The sequence below is a fragment of the Kineococcus sp. NBC_00420 genome (assembly GCF_036021035.1).
Lineage (GTDB): Bacteria > Actinomycetota > Actinomycetes > Actinomycetales > Kineococcaceae > Kineococcus.
This window is the reverse complement of record NZ_CP107930.1, coordinates 2,065,908-2,081,835: the sequence shown is the minus strand read 5'-3', so window position 1 is coordinate 2,081,835 and position 15,928 is coordinate 2,065,908. Positions and strand designations below refer to the sequence as shown.

15 protein-coding genes are annotated in these 15,928 nt (G+C 72.7%); 7 read left to right on the top strand and 8 right to left on the bottom strand.

All coding sequences use genetic code 11. The features are described from left to right. Positions 1 to 94 precede the first annotated feature (94 nt). Entirely contained in the window at positions 95 to 754 is a 660-nt protein-coding gene (locus tag OG218_RS10170; protein WP_328293101.1) for a GNAT family N-acetyltransferase, read from the top strand. Here OG218_RS10170 and OG218_RS10165 read toward each other — a convergent pair. The 4 genes from OG218_RS10165 to OG218_RS10150 are packed head-to-tail and all read right to left on the bottom strand — an operon-like array spanning position 708 to position 5,690. Beyond that, positions 708 to 1,988 carry an MFS transporter gene (locus OG218_RS10165; protein WP_328293100.1) on the bottom strand — a complete coding sequence of 427 codons (1,281 nt, stop codon included), beginning with the start codon at positions 1,986 to 1,988 and terminating at the stop codon, positions 708 to 710. The two genes, OG218_RS10170 and OG218_RS10165, sit on opposite strands and share 47 nt — an antisense overlap. Continuing rightward, positions 1,985 to 3,421: an aldehyde dehydrogenase family protein gene (locus OG218_RS10160; RefSeq protein ID WP_328293099.1), complete on the bottom strand. Its 1,437-nt coding sequence runs from the start codon at positions 3,419 to 3,421 to the stop codon at positions 1,985 to 1,987. Before OG218_RS10160 ends, OG218_RS10165 begins: the two co-directional genes overlap by 4 nt. Further along, positions 3,418 to 4,335, bottom strand: coding sequence for an SDR family NAD(P)-dependent oxidoreductase (locus OG218_RS10155; RefSeq protein WP_328293098.1), 918 nt, complete (start codon positions 4,333 to 4,335; stop codon positions 3,418 to 3,420). The genes OG218_RS10160 and OG218_RS10155 overlap by 4 nt, the downstream gene beginning before the upstream one ends. Then, on the bottom strand, positions 4,332 to 5,690 hold the full coding sequence (locus OG218_RS10150) for a flavin-containing monooxygenase (RefSeq protein ID WP_328293097.1): 1,359 nt from the start codon (positions 5,688 to 5,690) through the stop codon (positions 4,332 to 4,334). Before OG218_RS10150 ends, OG218_RS10155 begins: the two co-directional genes overlap by 4 nt. A gap of 141 nt (positions 5,691 to 5,831) precedes the next feature. On the opposite strand from OG218_RS10150, the gene OG218_RS10145 reads away from it, so the two are divergent. Next, positions 5,832 to 6,458 carry a TetR/AcrR family transcriptional regulator gene (locus tag OG218_RS10145; RefSeq protein WP_328293096.1) on the top strand — a complete coding sequence of 209 codons (627 nt, stop codon included), beginning with the start codon at positions 5,832 to 5,834 and terminating at the stop codon, positions 6,456 to 6,458. A gap of 6 nt (positions 6,459 to 6,464) precedes the next feature. On the opposite strand, the gene OG218_RS10140 is transcribed toward OG218_RS10145, so the two are convergent. Together OG218_RS10140 and OG218_RS10135 are read right to left on the bottom strand one after the other, a co-directional pair. Beyond that, a complete protein-coding gene (locus OG218_RS10140; RefSeq protein ID WP_328293095.1) occupies positions 6,465 to 7,295 on the bottom strand; it encodes a PhzF family phenazine biosynthesis protein in 831 nt (276 codons plus the stop codon). Positions 7,296 to 7,304: 9 nt separating this feature from the next. Beyond that, a complete protein-coding gene (locus OG218_RS10135; RefSeq protein ID WP_328293094.1) occupies positions 7,305 to 8,144 on the bottom strand; it encodes a LysR family transcriptional regulator in 840 nt (279 codons plus the stop codon). Between the two features lie 94 nt (positions 8,145 to 8,238). Here OG218_RS10135 and OG218_RS10130 point away from each other — a divergent pair, with 94 nt between their 5' ends. Then, on the top strand, positions 8,239 to 8,970 hold the full coding sequence (locus OG218_RS10130) for an SDR family oxidoreductase (RefSeq protein WP_328293093.1): 732 nt from the start codon (positions 8,239 to 8,241) through the stop codon (positions 8,968 to 8,970). Between the two features lie 6 nt (positions 8,971 to 8,976). On the opposite strand, the gene OG218_RS10125 is transcribed toward OG218_RS10130, so the two are convergent. Then, entirely contained in the window at positions 8,977 to 10,029 is a 1,053-nt protein-coding gene (locus OG218_RS10125; RefSeq protein ID WP_328293092.1) for an acetamidase/formamidase family protein, read from the bottom strand. A 137-nt stretch (positions 10,030 to 10,166) separates the two neighbouring features. Between OG218_RS10125 and OG218_RS10120 the strand changes: the two genes are divergently transcribed. From OG218_RS10120 to OG218_RS10110, 3 genes are read left to right on the top strand one after another with little or no spacing between them, the layout of a single operon-like run. Continuing rightward, positions 10,167 to 11,360: a pyridoxal-phosphate-dependent aminotransferase family protein gene (locus OG218_RS10120; protein WP_380162376.1), complete on the top strand. Its 1,194-nt coding sequence runs from the start codon at positions 10,167 to 10,169 to the stop codon at positions 11,358 to 11,360. 17 nt (positions 11,361 to 11,377) lie between these two features. Continuing rightward, positions 11,378 to 12,586: an allantoate amidohydrolase gene (locus OG218_RS10115; RefSeq protein WP_442906484.1), complete on the top strand. Its 1,209-nt coding sequence runs from the start codon at positions 11,378 to 11,380 to the stop codon at positions 12,584 to 12,586. A 26-nt stretch (positions 12,587 to 12,612) separates the two neighbouring features. Further along, positions 12,613 to 13,434: a MurR/RpiR family transcriptional regulator gene (locus tag OG218_RS10110; protein WP_328293089.1), complete on the top strand. Its 822-nt coding sequence runs from the start codon at positions 12,613 to 12,615 to the stop codon at positions 13,432 to 13,434. 134 nt (positions 13,435 to 13,568) lie between these two features. Here the strand turns inward: OG218_RS10110 and OG218_RS10105 are convergent, their stop codons facing one another. Continuing rightward, entirely contained in the window at positions 13,569 to 14,339 is a 771-nt protein-coding gene (locus OG218_RS10105) for an SDR family oxidoreductase (protein ID WP_328293088.1), read from the bottom strand. 140 nt (positions 14,340 to 14,479) lie between these two features. Between OG218_RS10105 and OG218_RS10100 the strand changes: the two genes are divergently transcribed. Continuing rightward, on the top strand, positions 14,480 to 15,913 hold the full coding sequence (locus tag OG218_RS10100) for a sugar porter family MFS transporter (protein WP_328293087.1): 1,434 nt from the start codon (positions 14,480 to 14,482) through the stop codon (positions 15,911 to 15,913). Positions 15,914 to 15,928 lie beyond the last annotated feature (15 nt).

Below are 15,928 nucleotides of genomic sequence, written 5' to 3'. Positions count from 1 at the left end.
GGGCCATCTGGTCACATGAACTGGTCAAGTGACCAGATATCTGCCTACAGTGGAGGAGTCCCGGACCAGGGACCCGCCACGACCAGGAGGACCCGTGCTCCCGACCCCGCTCACCCCCCAGGACGCTGCCGCCCCGCCGGTCGTCGAGGTGCGCCCCGCCGCGCCCGGTGAGCTCGAGGTCGTCACCGACGTCCTGGCCACCGCCTTCGCCGCGGACCCCGTGATGGCGACGTTCACCGGGACCGGACCCGAGCGTCACCGGCGCACCCGCGGCTTCTTCGGGGCCGTGCTGGCGTCGGGGGCCCTGCGCCACGGTGCGGTGGACGTCGCCGTGGGTCCCGACGGGCGCGTGCTGGGTGCGGCGGCCTGGGAGGCCCCCGGGAGCGCGGGTCACCTCCCGGCGCAGGTCGCTCAGCTCCCGACCTTCTGGAAGGCGCTGGGCTGGAGGGGGATCCGTCGTGCCCTGGCCAACCAGGCCGTGCTGGCGCGGCACCGCCCGGTCCCGGAGCACTGGTACCTCACCGCGATCGGGGTGGGCGACGGCGCCCGGGGTCTCGGGGTGGGGTCGACGCTGCTGGCCTCCCGGCTGCGTCAGGTGGACGCCGCCGGGGCGGCCGCCTACCTGGAGGCGTCGACCCCCCGCAGCCGGACGCTCTACGAGTCCTTCGGGTTCCGCTTCCTGGCCACCGTCGAGGCGCTCGGGACCGTCACCGGCCCGGCCTCGATGTGGCGACCGGCGCGCCCGCTCGCCTGACCCGGCCGGGACCGCGGGGCAGGGCCACGGCGGCTGCCCCGCCGGTCAGGACCACCACCGCGGCGACGAGGAACAGCGGTGCGAACCCACCGGCCGCCGCGACCACGAGCGAGGCCAGCAGCGGGCCGAGGTTCTGGGGCAACGAGGACGCGACCCCGAGGACGGCGACGTCACGTCCCCGTCCCTCGACCCCGTCGGTGACCGTGGCCACGACGGCCTGGTCGACCGCCATGAAGGCGCCCCACCCGACCCCGATCACGACGGCGGCGGTCACGACGTCCGTCCGGGTGGGGGAGAGGGCCAGCACGAGGGCCGCCCCGGCCTGCAGCACGCCGGCGGCCACGAGGAAGACCCGCCGCGCCTGCAGCAGGTCCGACAGCGGACCGCAGACGGCGGCGGTGAGCACCGTCGCCACCACGTAGACGACGACCACCTCGACGAGGAACGTCTCGGCGTCGGGCAGGTGCAGGTCGTAGGTGAAGAAGAACAGCAGCAGGGTCGTCCCGAGCGCGTTCCCCAGGGTCAGCAGGCTCCGAGCCGTGAACGCGACCCGCAGCGGTCGTCGCGAGCGCGTCGCCGGCCCCGGTCCGCTCCCGTCCGGCGCCGCGGCGGTCGTGACGGTGTCGACCCGCGGTGGTGGCCGGGTCAGGGCGAACGGCAGGCAGGTCACCAGCACCGCCAGGGCCAGCAGCGCTCCTCCCCGCGCGAAGTCGTCCCCGCTCGCCCCGGCGAGCGCCGTTCCCAGCACGACACCAGCGGCGTTGGCCACCGCGACGGCCGTGGAGACGGTGGCCTGGTAGCGCGGCGGCACGTGGCGGGCGAGTGCGGTGGTGAGGACCACGCCGGCCGCGCACTGCCCCAGCAGGGCCACCGACCACGCCAGCGTCGCCCCCACCACCGTCGTCTGCAGGCCGAGCGCGACCAGCCCCACCACGCAGACGCCCACCGCCGTGGCGAACCACGCCCGGTGTCCGCTCCCGCTCCCGTCGGCGCGGTCCAGGGAGCGACCCACCCGCGGGACGACCACTGCGGCCACCCCGCCGGCGACGCCCGCGACCACGCCGAACACCAGGACCACCCGGATCCAGGACGTCGACGTCACCACCCGGGAGGTCAGCCCCGGCAGCAGGACCTGCAGCGGCGCGAACTGGGCGATCCACAACCCCAGCCAGGCCAGCGTGAGGGTGAGCACCCACCGCGTCGGTGGCGGGTCGGCGGCGGTGTCCCCGCTCACGCCGGTGACCCACCGGCGTGCAGCCACACGGCCTTGCGCCGGGTCCACTGGGCGAAGGCCTCCAGCGACTTCTCCGGGGCGCCGAACCCGGAGGACCCGAAACCGCCGAACGGGGTCGCGACGTCCCCCTCGCTGTAGGCGTTGATCGAGACGATCCCGGCGTCGAGGGACCGGGCGAGGCGCAGCGCGCGGTCCACGTCGCGCGTCCACACCGAGGCCGCGAGGCCGTAGCGGGTGTCGTTGGCCCGGGCCACCACCCCGCTCTCGGTCCGGAACGTGGAGACGGTGACGACGGGTCCGAAGACCTCCTCGCGTTCGATCTCGGCCCCGGCGGCCACGTCGACGAGCACCGTGGCCGGGTAGCCGAAACCCGGACCGGGGCAGGGGGTTCCGCCGGTGAGGACACGGGCCCCCGCGGCCACGGCCCGCAGCACGAGACCGTGGACGCGGTCGCGGGCCCCGGCGCTGATCAGCGGCCCGAGCCGGGTGGCCGGGTCCGCGGGGTCGCCGACGGTCAGCGTGGCCACTCGTTCCAGCAGAGCGGACAGGAGTTCCTCGGCGACGTCCTCGTGGACCAGGATCCGCGAGCCCGCGGTGCAGTTCTGGCCGCTGGAGAGGAACGCCGACTCGACCACGTGGTCCAGGAGGCGGTCGAACTCCCCGGGGCCGACTCCCCGGACCGCGTCGGGGAACACCACCTGGGGGTTCTTGCCACCCATCTCCAGCGTCACCCGCTTGAACCCGCTGTCCGCGGCCGCCCGCAGGATCGCCGCACCGGCGGTGGTGGAACCCGTGAAGGAGATCGCGTCGATGTCGGGGTGACCCGCCAGGGCCGCGCCGGTGTCGGCGCCCGTTCCGGTGAGGACGGTCAGCGCGCCGTCGGGGAGCCCGGCCTCGCGGGCGAGTTCCGCCAGGTGCAGGGCGGATCCCGGGGTCGCCTCGGCGGGTTTGAGCAGCAGGCTGTTGCCCGCGGCCAGCGCGGGCCCGACCTTCCAGGCCGCCATGGCCAGCGGGTAGTTCCACGGCAGGATCGCCGCGCCCACCCCGACGGGTTCGAGCAGGGTCAACGACAGCGCGTGCCCGGTGCCCCCGTTCGGCCCGCCGGTGACGGGGGAGGTGAGCTTGTCGACGGCACCGGCGAACCAGTGCAGCGACTCCACCGCACCCGGCAGGTCGTTCTCCCGGACCTCGGTGATCGGCCGACCCGACTGGCGGGAGTCCAGGCCCGCCAGGTGGTCCGCGTCGCGTTCCACCAGGTCCGCGAGGCGGTGCAGGACCGCGCCCCGTTCCCGGACCGGACGCGCCGACCAGATCCCCTCCCGGACCCGCTCGCGGGCGACGCGGACGGCCTTGTCCACCTCTGCCGGACCCTGGACGGGGGAGGTGCCGACGGTTTCACCGGTGGCCGGGTCGACGAGGACGATCACGCTCACCGGAGGACCAGCCGGCCGTCGACCTCGACGACGTCACCCCGCCGCTGCAGTTCCGCCAGGTAGCGGTGGCGACCCGCCTCGCCCTTGCCCTCGAAGAAGGACAGCGCCACGGGGAGCAGGTTCGGGAACGCCATCGCGGCGCGGACGAGGCGCGCCTCCCGCGGTTTCGGGTACCCCTCCAACCTCGGTCTGTGCAGCAACCGCACCACGGCGTCCACGACGTCCTCCGCGCTCTGCGGGGGTGACTGGAACTGCAGGGCGTTGCCCCCGTCGACGGCCTCCTGGCGCAGCATCCGGGTGTCGGTGGCCGAGGGCAGGACCGAGGAGACGCGGATGTGCGGCTCCAGGTCCAGGGCGATGGAGAGCATGGCTCCGCGGAGGCCGAACTTGGAGGCGCAGTAGATCGGCGTCTCCGCCTGCGGCATCATCCCGGCGAGCGAGACCGTGGAGATGATGCGCGGGTCGCTCGCTCTGCGCAGCAACGGGATCGCCGCGCGGGTGACGTAGAGGGGGGAGGTCAGGTTCACCAGGAGCTCGTGGTCGATCGACTCCAGGGACCGGTCCGCGAACCGTTCGGCACTGGTCATCCCGGTGTTGTTGACGAGCACGTCGACGTACCCGTAGACGCCGCCCACGTCGTCGAGGAGTTCACTCACCTGCGCCGGGTCGGTGAGGTCACCCACGAAACCCTCGTGGTGGGCGGTCCCCACCCGCGGGAGGTCCGCCACGACCTGCCGGCAGCGCTCGGCGTCGCGGTCGAGCACGGCGATGCTCGCCCCGTCGCGGGCCAGTCGGCGTCCGAGGGCGCTGCCGATGCCGCCGGCGCCGCCGGTGATGACGACCACCTTGCCCCGGGGGTCGAAGCCCGGGGCCCGCAGCAGTCCGGTGAGCGCCCGTGCCGCCTGCCGGATCACGACCGCACCCCGGCGAGGTCGCGGCGGGTGCCCGTCTGCAGGCGCCACCCGAACCGGCGTCCGACCGCGGCGCGGTACCGGGTCAGGGCATCGGCGTCGACGTAGCCCTGGTGGCGTGCGGAGGAGTCGAAGGAGAGCCCGCCGGTGAGGTCAGGGGTGTCGTCGGCGATGAACTGCCGGAAGCCCCGGTACTGCTCCGGCCGGTTCCGGCGGTCGTCCAGGTGGCTCGCGATCATCTGCGCCAGGGCGTCGAAGTGCTTGAACGCCCCGGAGTTCGTCTCGGTGAAACCGATGCCGAACAGGCCCTCGTACTGCCGGGAGAAGCTCGTGAGGTAGAGGTCGGGGTGCTGGTCGCTGCCCAGGAAGCGCTGGGCGTAGGGAACCGCGTGGCGGTAGCCGGTCGCGGCGATGATGGTGTCGACCTCGGCCTCCTGACCGTCGGTGAACACCACCCGGTGACCGTCCACGGAACGGATCGCGGGACGTGGTTCGACGTCCCCGTGCTGCAGGGCGAGGAACAGGTTGCTGTTCAGGACGGGGTGGGTCTCGAAGAGCCGGTGGTCGGGTTTCTGCAGGCCCCACCGTTCCGGACGACCGTTCAGCAGGTTCAGGACCCACCCGAAGACCTTCTGCTGCAACCGGACCGGCAGGTGCGGGCCGCCCGCGGCGAAGACGTCGGAGGGTCGTCCGAAGACGTGCTTGGGGATGAACCAGTACCCGCGCCGCATGCTCAGCAGCACGCGGTCGGCGGTCCGGGCCGCGTCGACGGCGATGTCGCACCCGCTGTTGCCGCCACCGACGACGAGGACCCGCCGGCCGCGGACCTCGTCGGCGCTGCGGTAGGTGTTGCTGTGCCGCAGTTCACCGGCGAACTCACCCGGCAGGTCGGGCAGCACGGGGAACCACTGGGCGCCGCTGCAGCAGACGATCCCCGCGTACTCCCGCCGACGGCCGTCGGCCAGCGTGACCCGCCAGCGGTCGCCGGACCGGTCGACGTCACGGACCTCGACCCCGGTCTCGACCCGGTCGCTGAGGTCGTAGGCGTCGGCGAAGGCGCGCAGGTACGCGAGGACCTGACGGTGGTGGGGGTAGTCCGGGTAGTCCGCGGGCATCGGGAAACCCTCGAAACCCGACAACGTGCGGCTGGAGATGAAGTGGGCGGCCTCGTACATCGGCGAACCGGGGGCGTCGATGTCCCAGATCCCGCCGACGCCGTGGCGGTCGACGTGGTCGTAGGTCAGCCCGCGGGCCCGCAGGGCCCGGGCGGCCGCGAGTCCGGCCGGTCCGGCGCCGACGACGAGCACGGCGTCACCCCGGTCCTCGAGCGGGCCGAGGGGCGGCGAGGGGGTGGACATCAGGACCTCCAGGAGGTGGGGGGGAGAGGAGTCGGGCTGTGCAGGAACACGATGCGCGCACGGTCACCTTCTGGTCAAGCGTCCAGGTCAATTGACCGGAAATTTGTCCGGTGCCGCGACGGGTGTGCGACCATCCCGGGTATGGCGCCACCGAGAACCCGTCGAGACCCGGCCGCGAAGCGGGACGAGCTCATCGCCGCCGCCGCCCGGGTGGTCGGCCGTGACGGGGTCGCCGCGACGACCACCCGCCGCATCGCCGAGGAGGCGGGGGTTCCGCTGGGCACCGTCCACTACTGGTTCGCCAGCAAGGACGAACTGGTGCAGGAGGTCGCCCTCGCCCACCTGCGCGAGGTGCAGGGCGCCGGACGCGACGTGGCCCCCGGAGTCGCCCAGGGTCCGGCGGAGGACGCGCTCCGGCGACTGCGCGCCGCCCTCGCCGCGGAGGAGTCCTTCGACCGGGGCCGCCGCCTGTCCCTCTACGAGTTGACCACCTGGTCGCTGCGGTCCGAGGGGCGGGCGGAGATCGCCCGGCAGCAGTACAGCGCGATGCGGGAGGCGGCGCGCTCGGTCACCGACCCCTGGGTGCAGGCGCACGTGCCGGACGGCAGCGGTGACGTCGACCCGGAGGTGCTCGCCGGGTTCGTCGGGGTCTTCGTCGACGGACTGGCCCTGGCCGAGCTCGCCGACCCGGAGGGCACGCCGGCCGAAGAACTCCTGCAGTTCTTCAGCAGGCTCATGGGTCTCTGGATCCGGGACCAGGAAGGCTGACCGACCTCAGGGTCGAACGACCCCGGACACCACGACGGTCGTGGCGCCGCCGACCCACACCCGGGAACCGTCCCGCTCGACGTGCACCCGTCCGCTCCGACCCATCGCCGTTCCCTGCGCCGCGACGTAGCGGGGCGGGAGGTCGGTGAGCCACTGCCCGATCCCCGCGTTCAGGCTGCCGGTGACGGGGTCCTCCGCGACTGCCCGGCCGTCGCTGAGGAACGCCCGGACCTCGACCTGCGCCTCGTGCCCGGCGGGGTGTCGCCCCACCACCCCCACGTCGAGGCCGACCAGTGGACCCGGAACCGGTACCACACCCAGAACCGTTGCCGCGTCGGTCACCTGCAGCACGACCCAGCGGGGTCCGTTGTGCAGGTGTGCGCCCGAGACGACGTCCGCGGGGGAGATCCCGAGGCCCGCCACGAGCCGTTCCAGGAGTTCCGCCTCGAGCGGGCCCTCCCGGAACAGCGGCGGTGCGGCGAAGGCGAGGTGCGGTTCCTCGACGCGCACCTCGACCAGGCCGGCCCCGCACTCCTGGACGACGGTTCCGGGCGTCTGAGGGGTCCCTCCCGCGGTCAGCCACGCCCGCGCCGAGCCGAGGGTCGGGTGCCCGGCGAACGGCAGTTCCTCCTCCGTCGTGAAGATGCGCACCCGGTAGTCGGCGTCGGAGGAACCGGGACGCAACAGGAACGTCGTCTCCGACAGGTTCGTCCAGTTCGCGAACCGCTGCATCTGCCCGCTCGTCAGGTCGTCGGCGTCGTGGACGACGGCGACCGGGTTCCCGCTGAGGGGTTCTTCGGAGAAGACGTCGACCTGGGTGAACGGCAGCGCGGGCACCTGTCGACCCTAGAGGCGGGTCGCGGTGCGGACGAGGTCGGCCACGGCGCGGGACCGGCTGCTCGGCGGCCACGCGATGACCGTCGTGACCTCCGGTGCGTCGAGGACCGGGACGGCGACGACGTCGTCGCGCAACTGCGACCGGGCCGATTCCGGGGCGACGGTGAGGGTGCGACCGAGGGCGACGAGCTGCAGCAGTTGCGCGTGGTCGCGGACCTCGGGCCCGGGCCCGTCGGGGTAGCTCCCGTCGGGCCGGGGCCAGCGGGGCATCGGCAGTCCCGCCTGCCCGTCGAGTTCCGCGAGCCGGACGGTGCGGCGGGTCGTGAGCGGGTGGCCCGCGGGGAGGATCGCGACCTGCCCCTCGGTCAGCAGTTCCTCGGTGTCGAAACCCCGGGTGTCGTCGAACGGGCGGTGCAGGATCGCGACGTCGGCGCGGCCGGTGCGCAGCAGCCGCTCCTGCTCGGCGGGACCGCAGAGCAGGACCTCGACGTGTGCGGCCCCGGGTTCGGCGGCGTAGGCGTGCAGGAGCTTCGCGAGGAGTTCGCTCGAGGCCGCGGCCTTGGTCGCGAGGACGACGGAGGGTTCGGCCGTCGCCGCGCGGCGGGTGCGCACCTCTGCCGCTTCGACGGCGTCGAGCGCGGCCCGTCCCTCGTGCAGCAGGACGCCACCCGCCTCGGTCAGCGTCACCGAGCGACTGGTCCGCAGGAGGAGGGGGGTCCCCAACCGACGTTCCAGCCGGCTGATGGCTCGGGAGAGGGGTGGTTGCGCGATGCCGAGTCGCTCCGCCGCGCGACCGAAGTGCAGCTCTTCGGCGACGGCGACGAAGTAGCGCAGTTCCCGGGTCTCCATCCGGGAAGGCTACCCCCATCGATACTCCACGGGTATCGGTCGTGACCGGGACGGTGTTGGACCCGGGAACCGTTGCGCCCGCACGATCGTCGGCATGAGTGAGCAGAAGGTCGCCCTGGTCACCGGGGCCAACAAGGGCATCGGGTTCGAGATCGCCGCCGGGTTGGGGGCGTCGGGTTTCAGCGTCGGGGTCGGAGCCCGCGACAGCCTCCGACGGGAGGAGGCGGTGTCGAGGTTGCGGGAGCGAGGGGTCGACGCGTTCGGCGTCGCGCTGGACGTCACCGACGACAGCAGCGTCGCGGCCGCGGCCGCAGCGGTCGAGGAACGCTGGGGTCGACTGGACTCGCTGGTCAACAACGCCGGCATCACCGGTGGGATGCCGCAGAACCCGATCGGGGTGGACCTGGACATCGTCCGTGCGGTCGTCGAGACCAACGTCCTGGGGGTCATCCGGGTCACCAACGCGATGCTGCCGTTGTTGCTCCGGTCCCCCTCCCCGCGCATCGTGAACCTCTCCAGCAGCGTCGGTTCGCTGACCCGCCAGGCCGGTGCGGGGAGCGCGACGACCACCGGCCCCGTCGCGGTGGCCTACGCGCCGTCGAAGACGTTCCTCAACGCCGTGATGCTGCAGTACGTCCAGGAACTCGCCGGGACGGACGTCCTCGTCAACGCGGCGTGCCCGGGTTTCGTCGCCACCGACCTCAACGGTCACCGCGGGATCCGCACCCCGGAACAGGGGGCGGCGACGGCGATCCGGTTGGCGACCCTGCCCGACGGCGGACCGACGGGTGGGTTCTTCGAGGACGACGGGGTCATCCCGTGGTGAACGACGTCAGTCGCGGAGCCGGCTGAGTTCCACCAGGTCGGCCTTGCGGATCGTCCCGTGCACGCCGCTCACCCGGTCCACGACCTGGGAGACCGCGAAGTCGCCGGCGGCGGAGAGGTAGGCCAGCGCGTGGGCGGGATCCATCCCGAGGTCGACCAGCAGGGCGATCGCGGTGCGGACCGACTTCCGCATGGCCTCGCCGAGGTCCAGGTCGATGCCGATGGGCACCAGGAGTTCCGGGGTCTCCCCCCACAGCGCGTCGCGGACCCGGACGGCGTCCGCGGGGACGAGGTCGAGGCGGAGGGTGGCGCGCAGCGGTGCCTCGAAGGCGGTCAGCGCGACCTCCCCGTCGCCCTGGGAGTAGTGCGGGTCGCCGGTGTAGAACAACGCGCCGTCGACCTGGACGGGCAGGTGCAGCGTGGAGCCGACCCCGAGCGCCGAGACGTCGACGTTCCCGCCGTGCATCCCCGGCGGGACGGAGTGCAGGTGGTCCGGGCCGGGAGTCCCCACCCCCATGAGACCGAGGAAGGGTCTCAGCGGGAACCGCACCCGGACGTCGGTGTCCGGGCCGGCGGGGAGGCTGCCGCGGCGCAGACCGGTGTCGGGGTCGGTCTCGACCCGGGCCAGCACGGAGACGACGTCGACACCACCGAGCGGGAACTCCCCGGGCAGGGCACCCCGGCCGTGCCGGTTGCTGACCACGCCGTAGTCCGCGCGCAGTTCCAGAGCCTCGACGGTCACCGACAGCACGTCGCCGGGTCGCGCGCCCCGGACGCGGACGGGGCCGGTCACGACGTGCGGGCCCTGGACGAGGGGGTCGTGCGCGACGGAACGGGCGATCTCGACGGCGTCGGCCAGGACGGCCGCCGCGTCGATCCCGCGGGCGGTGAAGAAGGCGATCGGGTCGCGGCCCTGGTCCTCGAGGATCCCCTCGTGGCTCACGGTGTCGACGACCACGACGTCGCCGGGGTCGACCTCGAGCACGGGGCGGTCCCCGGCGCAGGGCAGGTCGCCCCACCGGACGGTGCTCGGCGTGGAGGGAAGCAGGTGGACCGTCACAGGAGGCTCCTCAGGGCTGGTCTTTGGAACGATCGTTGCATAAGGTCGATGTCGTGGAACAGTCGATCCCGCTCCTGAACCCCGGCCTGCTCCGCTCCTCGGTCGGGGCGCCCGTCGCGCCGCCGCCGCGACTGCTCATGGGCCCGGGGCCGATCACCGTGGACCCGCGCATCCTGAGCGCCATGTCCGCCCAGCTCGTCGGGCAGTACGACCCGGCGATGACGGCGTACATGAACGAGACGCAGGCCCTCTACCGCGAGGTGTTCCGCACCACCAACGAGGCGACCGTCCTCGTCGACGGCACCTCGCGCGCCGGCATCGAGGCGGCGCTGGTGTCCCTCCTCTCGCCCGGCGACGTGGTCCTCGTGCCCGTCTTCGGCCGCTTCGGCCACCTGCTGCGCGAGGTCGCCGAACGCTGCGGCGCGGAGGTCCACACCATCGAGGTCCCCTGGGGTGAGGTGTTCACCCTCGAGGCCCTCGAGGCCGCCGTCCGCGAGGTGCGGCCGAAGCTCGTCGCGATGGTCCAGGGCGACACCTCGACCACCATGAACCAGCCCCTCGAAGGGGTCGGCGCGATGTGCCACCGCTACGACGCCCTGCTCTACGTCGACTGCACGGCCTCGATCGCCGGGAACCCCTTCGAGATGGACGCGTGGGAGGTCGACGCCGCCACCGCCGGTCTGCAGAAGTGCCTCGGTGGTCCCTCGGGCAGTTCCCCGGTCTCGCTGTCCCCGCGCGCCGTCGAGGTGATCCGGGCCCGGCACAGCGTGGAGGCCGGGCTGCGCGCCGACCCGGAGTCCGACGAGGACACCCTGCCGAGCCCGGCCCGCATCCGCTCGAACTACTTCGACCTCGGGATGATCCTCGACTACTGGAGCGAGAAGCGGCTGAACCACCACACCGAGGCCACCACGATGCTCTACGGCGCACGGGAGTGCGCCCGGCTGGTGCTCGAGGAGGGGCTCGAGAACGGGATCGCCCGGCACCGGCTGCACGGCGACGCCATGCTCGCCGGCGTCCGGGGTCTCGGGCTGGAGGTCTACGGCGACGTCGAGCACAAGATGCACAACGTCGTGGCCGTCCTGATCCCCGCCGGGGTCGACGGCGACGCCGTCCGCGCGGAGATGCTGAACGACTACGGCATCGAGATCGGCACGAGTTTCGGCCCGCTCGCCGGCAAGGTCTGGCGCATCGGGACGATGGGTTACAACGCCCGCAAGGACACCGTCCTCGTGACGCTCGCGTCCCTCGAACAGGTGCTCCGTGCGCACGGTGCGGACGTGGCGCCCGGCGGCGGAACCGTGGCGGCGCAGGAGGTCTACGCCCGGTGAGTGCGGCACAGCGCGCGATGGACCGCTGCGAAGAACTCGCCGCGGTCTCCGCGATCGGACACGGGATCGAACGCGTCCACCTCTCGCCCGAGCACGCCCGGGTCAACGAGATGGCCGCTGGGTGGATGGCCGGGGTCGGGATGCGGACCTGGCGCGACCAGGCGGGGAACCAGTGGGGACGCCTGGAGGGCCGCGAACCCGGGCTGCCCGCGCTCGTGCTCGGTTCGCACCTGGACACCGTGACCGACGCGGGACGCTACGACGGGATGCTCGGCGTCGTGAGTGCGATCGAGGTCGCGGCCCGACTCGTCCCGCGCGCCGCGGAACTGCCGTTCGCGCTCGAGGTGGTCGCGTTCTCCGACGAGGAGGGCACCCGGTTCTCCACCGCGCTCACGGGCAGCTTCGCGGTCGCCGGGAACTGGCACGAGGACTGGTGGGAGCGGACCGACCGCGACGGCGTCAGCGTCCGGTCGGCGGCGGAACGGTTCGGCCTCGACCCCGCCCGGATCGGCGAGGCGGCCCGGAGGCCGGAGGAACTCGTCGGGTACCTGGAACTGCACATCGAACAGGGTCCGCACCTCGAGGCCGCCGGGCGCCCCCTGGGGGTCGTCTCCTCGATCGCGGGAGCCCGGCGCTTCACCGGCCGCGTCGTCGGTGAGGCCCGCCACGCCGGGGGAACTCCCTACGGCAAGCGGAAGGACGCCCTCGTCGGTGCGTCCCAGGTGGTGCTCGCCGTCGAGCGCCTCGCCGTGGAACTCGGCGGCATCGCCACCGTCGGTCGGCTGCAGGCCTTCCCCGGTGGGGTGAACGTCGTCCCCGGTCTGGTCGAGTTCACCCTCGACGTCCGGGCCGAGCACGACGAGCAGCGCGACGTCCTGGTCGACGCGATCACCGCCTACGCGCAGGAGTTCTGCGGCCTGCGCGGACTGGGTTTCGAACTCATCGAGGTCCACGCCGCGGCGGGGGTGTACTGCGACGCCGACCTCGTGGAGTCCGTCACCGCCGGCATCGCCGCGACCGGTGACCCCGAACCCCTGACGATCTGGAGCCGGGCCGGGCACGACGCCATGGCCATCGCCGCCGTCACCCCCGTCGCCATGATCTTCGTGCGCTGCGAGGACGGCATCAGTCACGCCCCGGGGGAGAAGGTGACCCTCGAGGACGTGGCGATCGGTATCGACGCGTTCGAGGCCACCGTGCTCGACGTGGCCCGCCGACGAGCATGAGCGAACCGGGCGTGAACGAGCCGGGTGTGAGGGGCCGCATCGACGCGGTGTGGTCCGACCTCACCCCCTCCGAACGTCAGGTCGCCGAGGTGGTCCTGGAACGGGCCGACGACCTGGCCGGGTTCAGCGGCGCGGAACTGGCGGAATTCTCCGGTGCTTCGAAGGCGACGGTCAGCCGGTTCTTCCGGCGGCTCGGTTTCACTTCCTACGCCGAGGCCAGGGTGGACGCGCGGTCGTTGCGGGCCCGGGGGGTACCGACGGGCGGTCTCCCCGACGGCAGCCCAGGGCCGGTCGCGACGCACGTCGCGCACGACGTCAAGAACCTCACCCGGACCGCGGAGAACCTCTCTGCCACCGACCTGGACGGCGTCGTCACGACGTTGGCGGCGGCCCGGCGGGTTCTCGTCCTCGGCTGGCGCAACAGCTACCCGGTGGCGTTGCACCTCCGTGAACAGCTCCTCCAGGCCCGGCCTGACGTCTCCGTCGCGCCGTTGCCGGGACAGACCGTTGCCGAGGAGGTCGCGGGACTCGACGCGCGGGACCTCCTCGTCGTCGTGGGTTTCCGGCGTCGGACACCGGCGGTCCCGGCGGTGCTGGAACTGGCCGCGGAGCTCGGGATCCCGTGCGTCCTGCTCACCGATCCCGCCGCCGGGCCACCCGCGGCCCCCGTCGCGCACCGGCTCGTGGTCCCGGTCGACGGTCCGGGAGCCTTCGACAGCTACGCCGCGGTCATGACGACGGTCGCCGTGCTGGCCGAAGGTGTCCTCGCCCGACGTGGCAGTGCAGGTCGGCACCGCGTCGGTGAGGTCGCGAAGGCCCACGACGCGCTGGCCGAGCTCGAGAGCTGACCCCGCGCCCCACCCTCGCCGGATCGACTGGAGCGGAAGTCGGCTCGATCCGCTCTGCGAGAAGCTCTTCGTTCCACTCCGGCGTGACGGAACCTGAGCGACGAGGACTGTGCTCGATCGCGACGGAGTGGGGGCTAGAGGACCGCGAGCATCCCGCCGTCGACGTGCAGCGTCTGCCCGTTGACGAAACCCGAGGCGTCGGAGCACAGGAACAGCAGCGGGCCCACGAGTTCCGCGACGTCGCCCCAGCGGCCGGCGGGGGTCCGCCCGGAGACCCAGGCGGTGAACTCCTCGTCGGCCACCAGGGCCGCGGTGAGTTCGGTCGCGAAGTACCCGGGACCCAGGCCGTTCACCTGGATCCCGTACCCGCCGAGGTCGGCGCACATGCCCTTGGTCAGCATCTTCAGCCCGCCCTTGGTGGCGGCGTAGGGCGCGATCCCCGGGCGGACGACCTCGCTCTGCACGGACAGGACGTTGACGATCTTCCCCCGCCCGCGCGGGACCATCCGCCCGGCCACGGCCCGGGCCACGGTGAACGCGCTGGTGAGGTTCACGTCGAGCAGCCGCTGCCACTCGTCGTCGGTGAACTCGGTGAAGGGCTTCCGCTGCTGCATCCCGGTGTTGTTCACCAGCACGTCGATCGGCGCGACCTCCTCCAGCGCGGCGACCGCGGCGTCCACCGCGGCGGAGTCGGTGACGTCGAACGCGCAGGCGTGGGCGGTGCCCGGACCGAGCGCGCTGAGTTCGGCGGCGACCCGCTCCGCGGCCTCCGCGCTCCGTCCGTTGACGGCGACGTCGCACCCGGCCCGGACCAGACCTTCGGCCAGGGCGCGCCCGATGCCGCGGGTGGAACCGGTCACCAGGGCGAGGCGGCCGGAGACGTCGAAGAGGGAGCTGGCGGTCACGGGGTTCCTCGCAGGTCGGACGGTCCGGGGAGTGGATCGTCTCAGATCCCTCGACGGGCGGGACGCCGGGCGGAGTGCTTGTATTGGACGTTTCGCACCTGAGAACAGGAAACCGCCCACGATGACGTCGGAGGAACCCCATGACCGAGCACCACGGGTCGGATCGTGCCGCGGACGGCGGTGGTGGCCTGACCGGTGCGGTGGTGGTGGTCGCCCTGGTGTCGGCCATCTCGGGTCTGCTCTACGGCTACGACACCGGCATCATCTCCGGTGCCCTGCTGCAGATCAGTGACGACTTCGAGACCGGCAACGGCTGGGAACAGGTCATCGCCGCCTCGATCCTGGCCGGCGCGGTGGTCGGGGCCCTCACGTGCAGTCGGCTCAGCGAACGCCGGGGCCGTCGGGGAACCCTGCTCGTCGTGGCCGTGATCTTCGTGATCGGCACGCTCGGTGCCTCGCTGGCCCCCGATCCCGTGACCCTCTCCCTCGCGCGGCTCGTGCTCGGGTTCGCCGTCGGTGGCGCGACCCAGACCGCCCCCACCTACGTCGCCGAGCTGTCGCCGACGAAGTACCGCGGTCGCCTCGTCCTGTGCTTCCAGATCGCCATCGGGGTCGGCATCCTCATCGCCACGATCGTCGGAGCCAGCGAGAAGGTGGACTGGCGGATCTCGATCGGCGCGGCCTCCGTCCCGGCGGCGATCATGTTCCTGCTGATGCTCCGCCTGCCGGAGAGCCCGCGCTGGCTGCTGAAGTCGGACCAGGAGGACCGGGCCCGTGAGGCGCTCGAGCGCGTCCGTCCCGACCGCGCCGACGTGGACGGGGAACTGCGCGAGATCAGCGGGCTCGTGCACGCCGAGAGCGAGGCCAGCACCAAGGGCTGGCGGGGACTGCGCGAGGCGTGGGTGCGGCCGGCGCTGATCGTCGGCTGCGGGCTGGCGATCTTCACCCAGCTGTCCGGGATCGAGATGATCGTCTACTACTCCCCGACGATCCTCACCGACAACGGGTTCTCCGACAGCGCCGCGCTGCAGGTCTCGGTCGCCCTCGGCGCCACCTACCTGCTCACCCAGCTCATCGGCCTCGCCATCATCGACCGGGTCGGCCGGCGTCGGCTCACGCTCATCACGCTCCCGGGGGCGGCCCTGTCGCTGATCGTGCTGGGCACGTTCTTCGTCACCGGCCAGGACGGCAAGGCGCAGGTCCCGTGGATCGTGGCCACCCTCGTCGCGTTCATGGCCTTCACCGCCGGGGGGATCCAGCTCATGGGGTGGCTCACGGGTTCCGAGATCTACCCGCTCGCCACCCGGTCCGCCGGCGCCGCCGCCCAGTCGGCGTCGTTGTGGGGGACGAACCTGCTCATCACGTTGTCGTTGCTGAGCATCATCGACACGATCGGCACGGGCCAGACGTTCTGGCTCTACGCCGCGTTCAACGTCGTCTCGTTCGTCTTCCTGTACCGGAAGATGCCCGAGCTCACGGGGCACAGCCTGGAGGAGATCGAGAGCCGGTTGCACGAGGGCCGGTTCCGTCCGCGCGACTTCGCGCAGGCTCGCGAGAAGACGTCCGCACGGTGATCGTCCGCCCCGCGA

What these genes read in the sequence shown, in the direction of transcription:
- OG218_RS10120 (WP_380162376.1), top strand. Translation starts at nt 10,167, where the DNA reads ATGGGCCCGGGGCCGATCACCGTGGACCCGCGCATCCTGAGCGCCATG.
- OG218_RS10150 (WP_328293097.1), bottom strand. Translation starts at nt 5,690, where the DNA reads ATGTCCACCCCCTCGCCGCCCCTCGGCCCGCTCGAGGACCGGGGTGAC.
- OG218_RS10100 (WP_328293087.1), top strand. Translation starts at nt 14,480, where the DNA reads ATGACCGAGCACCACGGGTCGGATCGTGCCGCGGACGGCGGTGGTGGC.
- OG218_RS10115 (WP_442906484.1), top strand. Translation starts at nt 11,378, where the DNA reads ATGGACCGCTGCGAAGAACTCGCCGCGGTCTCCGCGATCGGACACGGG.
- OG218_RS10145 (WP_328293096.1), top strand. Translation starts at nt 5,832, where the DNA reads ATGGCGCCACCGAGAACCCGTCGAGACCCGGCCGCGAAGCGGGACGAG.
- OG218_RS10130 (WP_328293093.1), top strand. Translation starts at nt 8,239, where the DNA reads ATGAGTGAGCAGAAGGTCGCCCTGGTCACCGGGGCCAACAAGGGCATC.
- OG218_RS10135 (WP_328293094.1), bottom strand. Translation starts at nt 8,144, where the DNA reads ATGGAGACCCGGGAACTGCGCTACTTCGTCGCCGTCGCCGAAGAGCTG.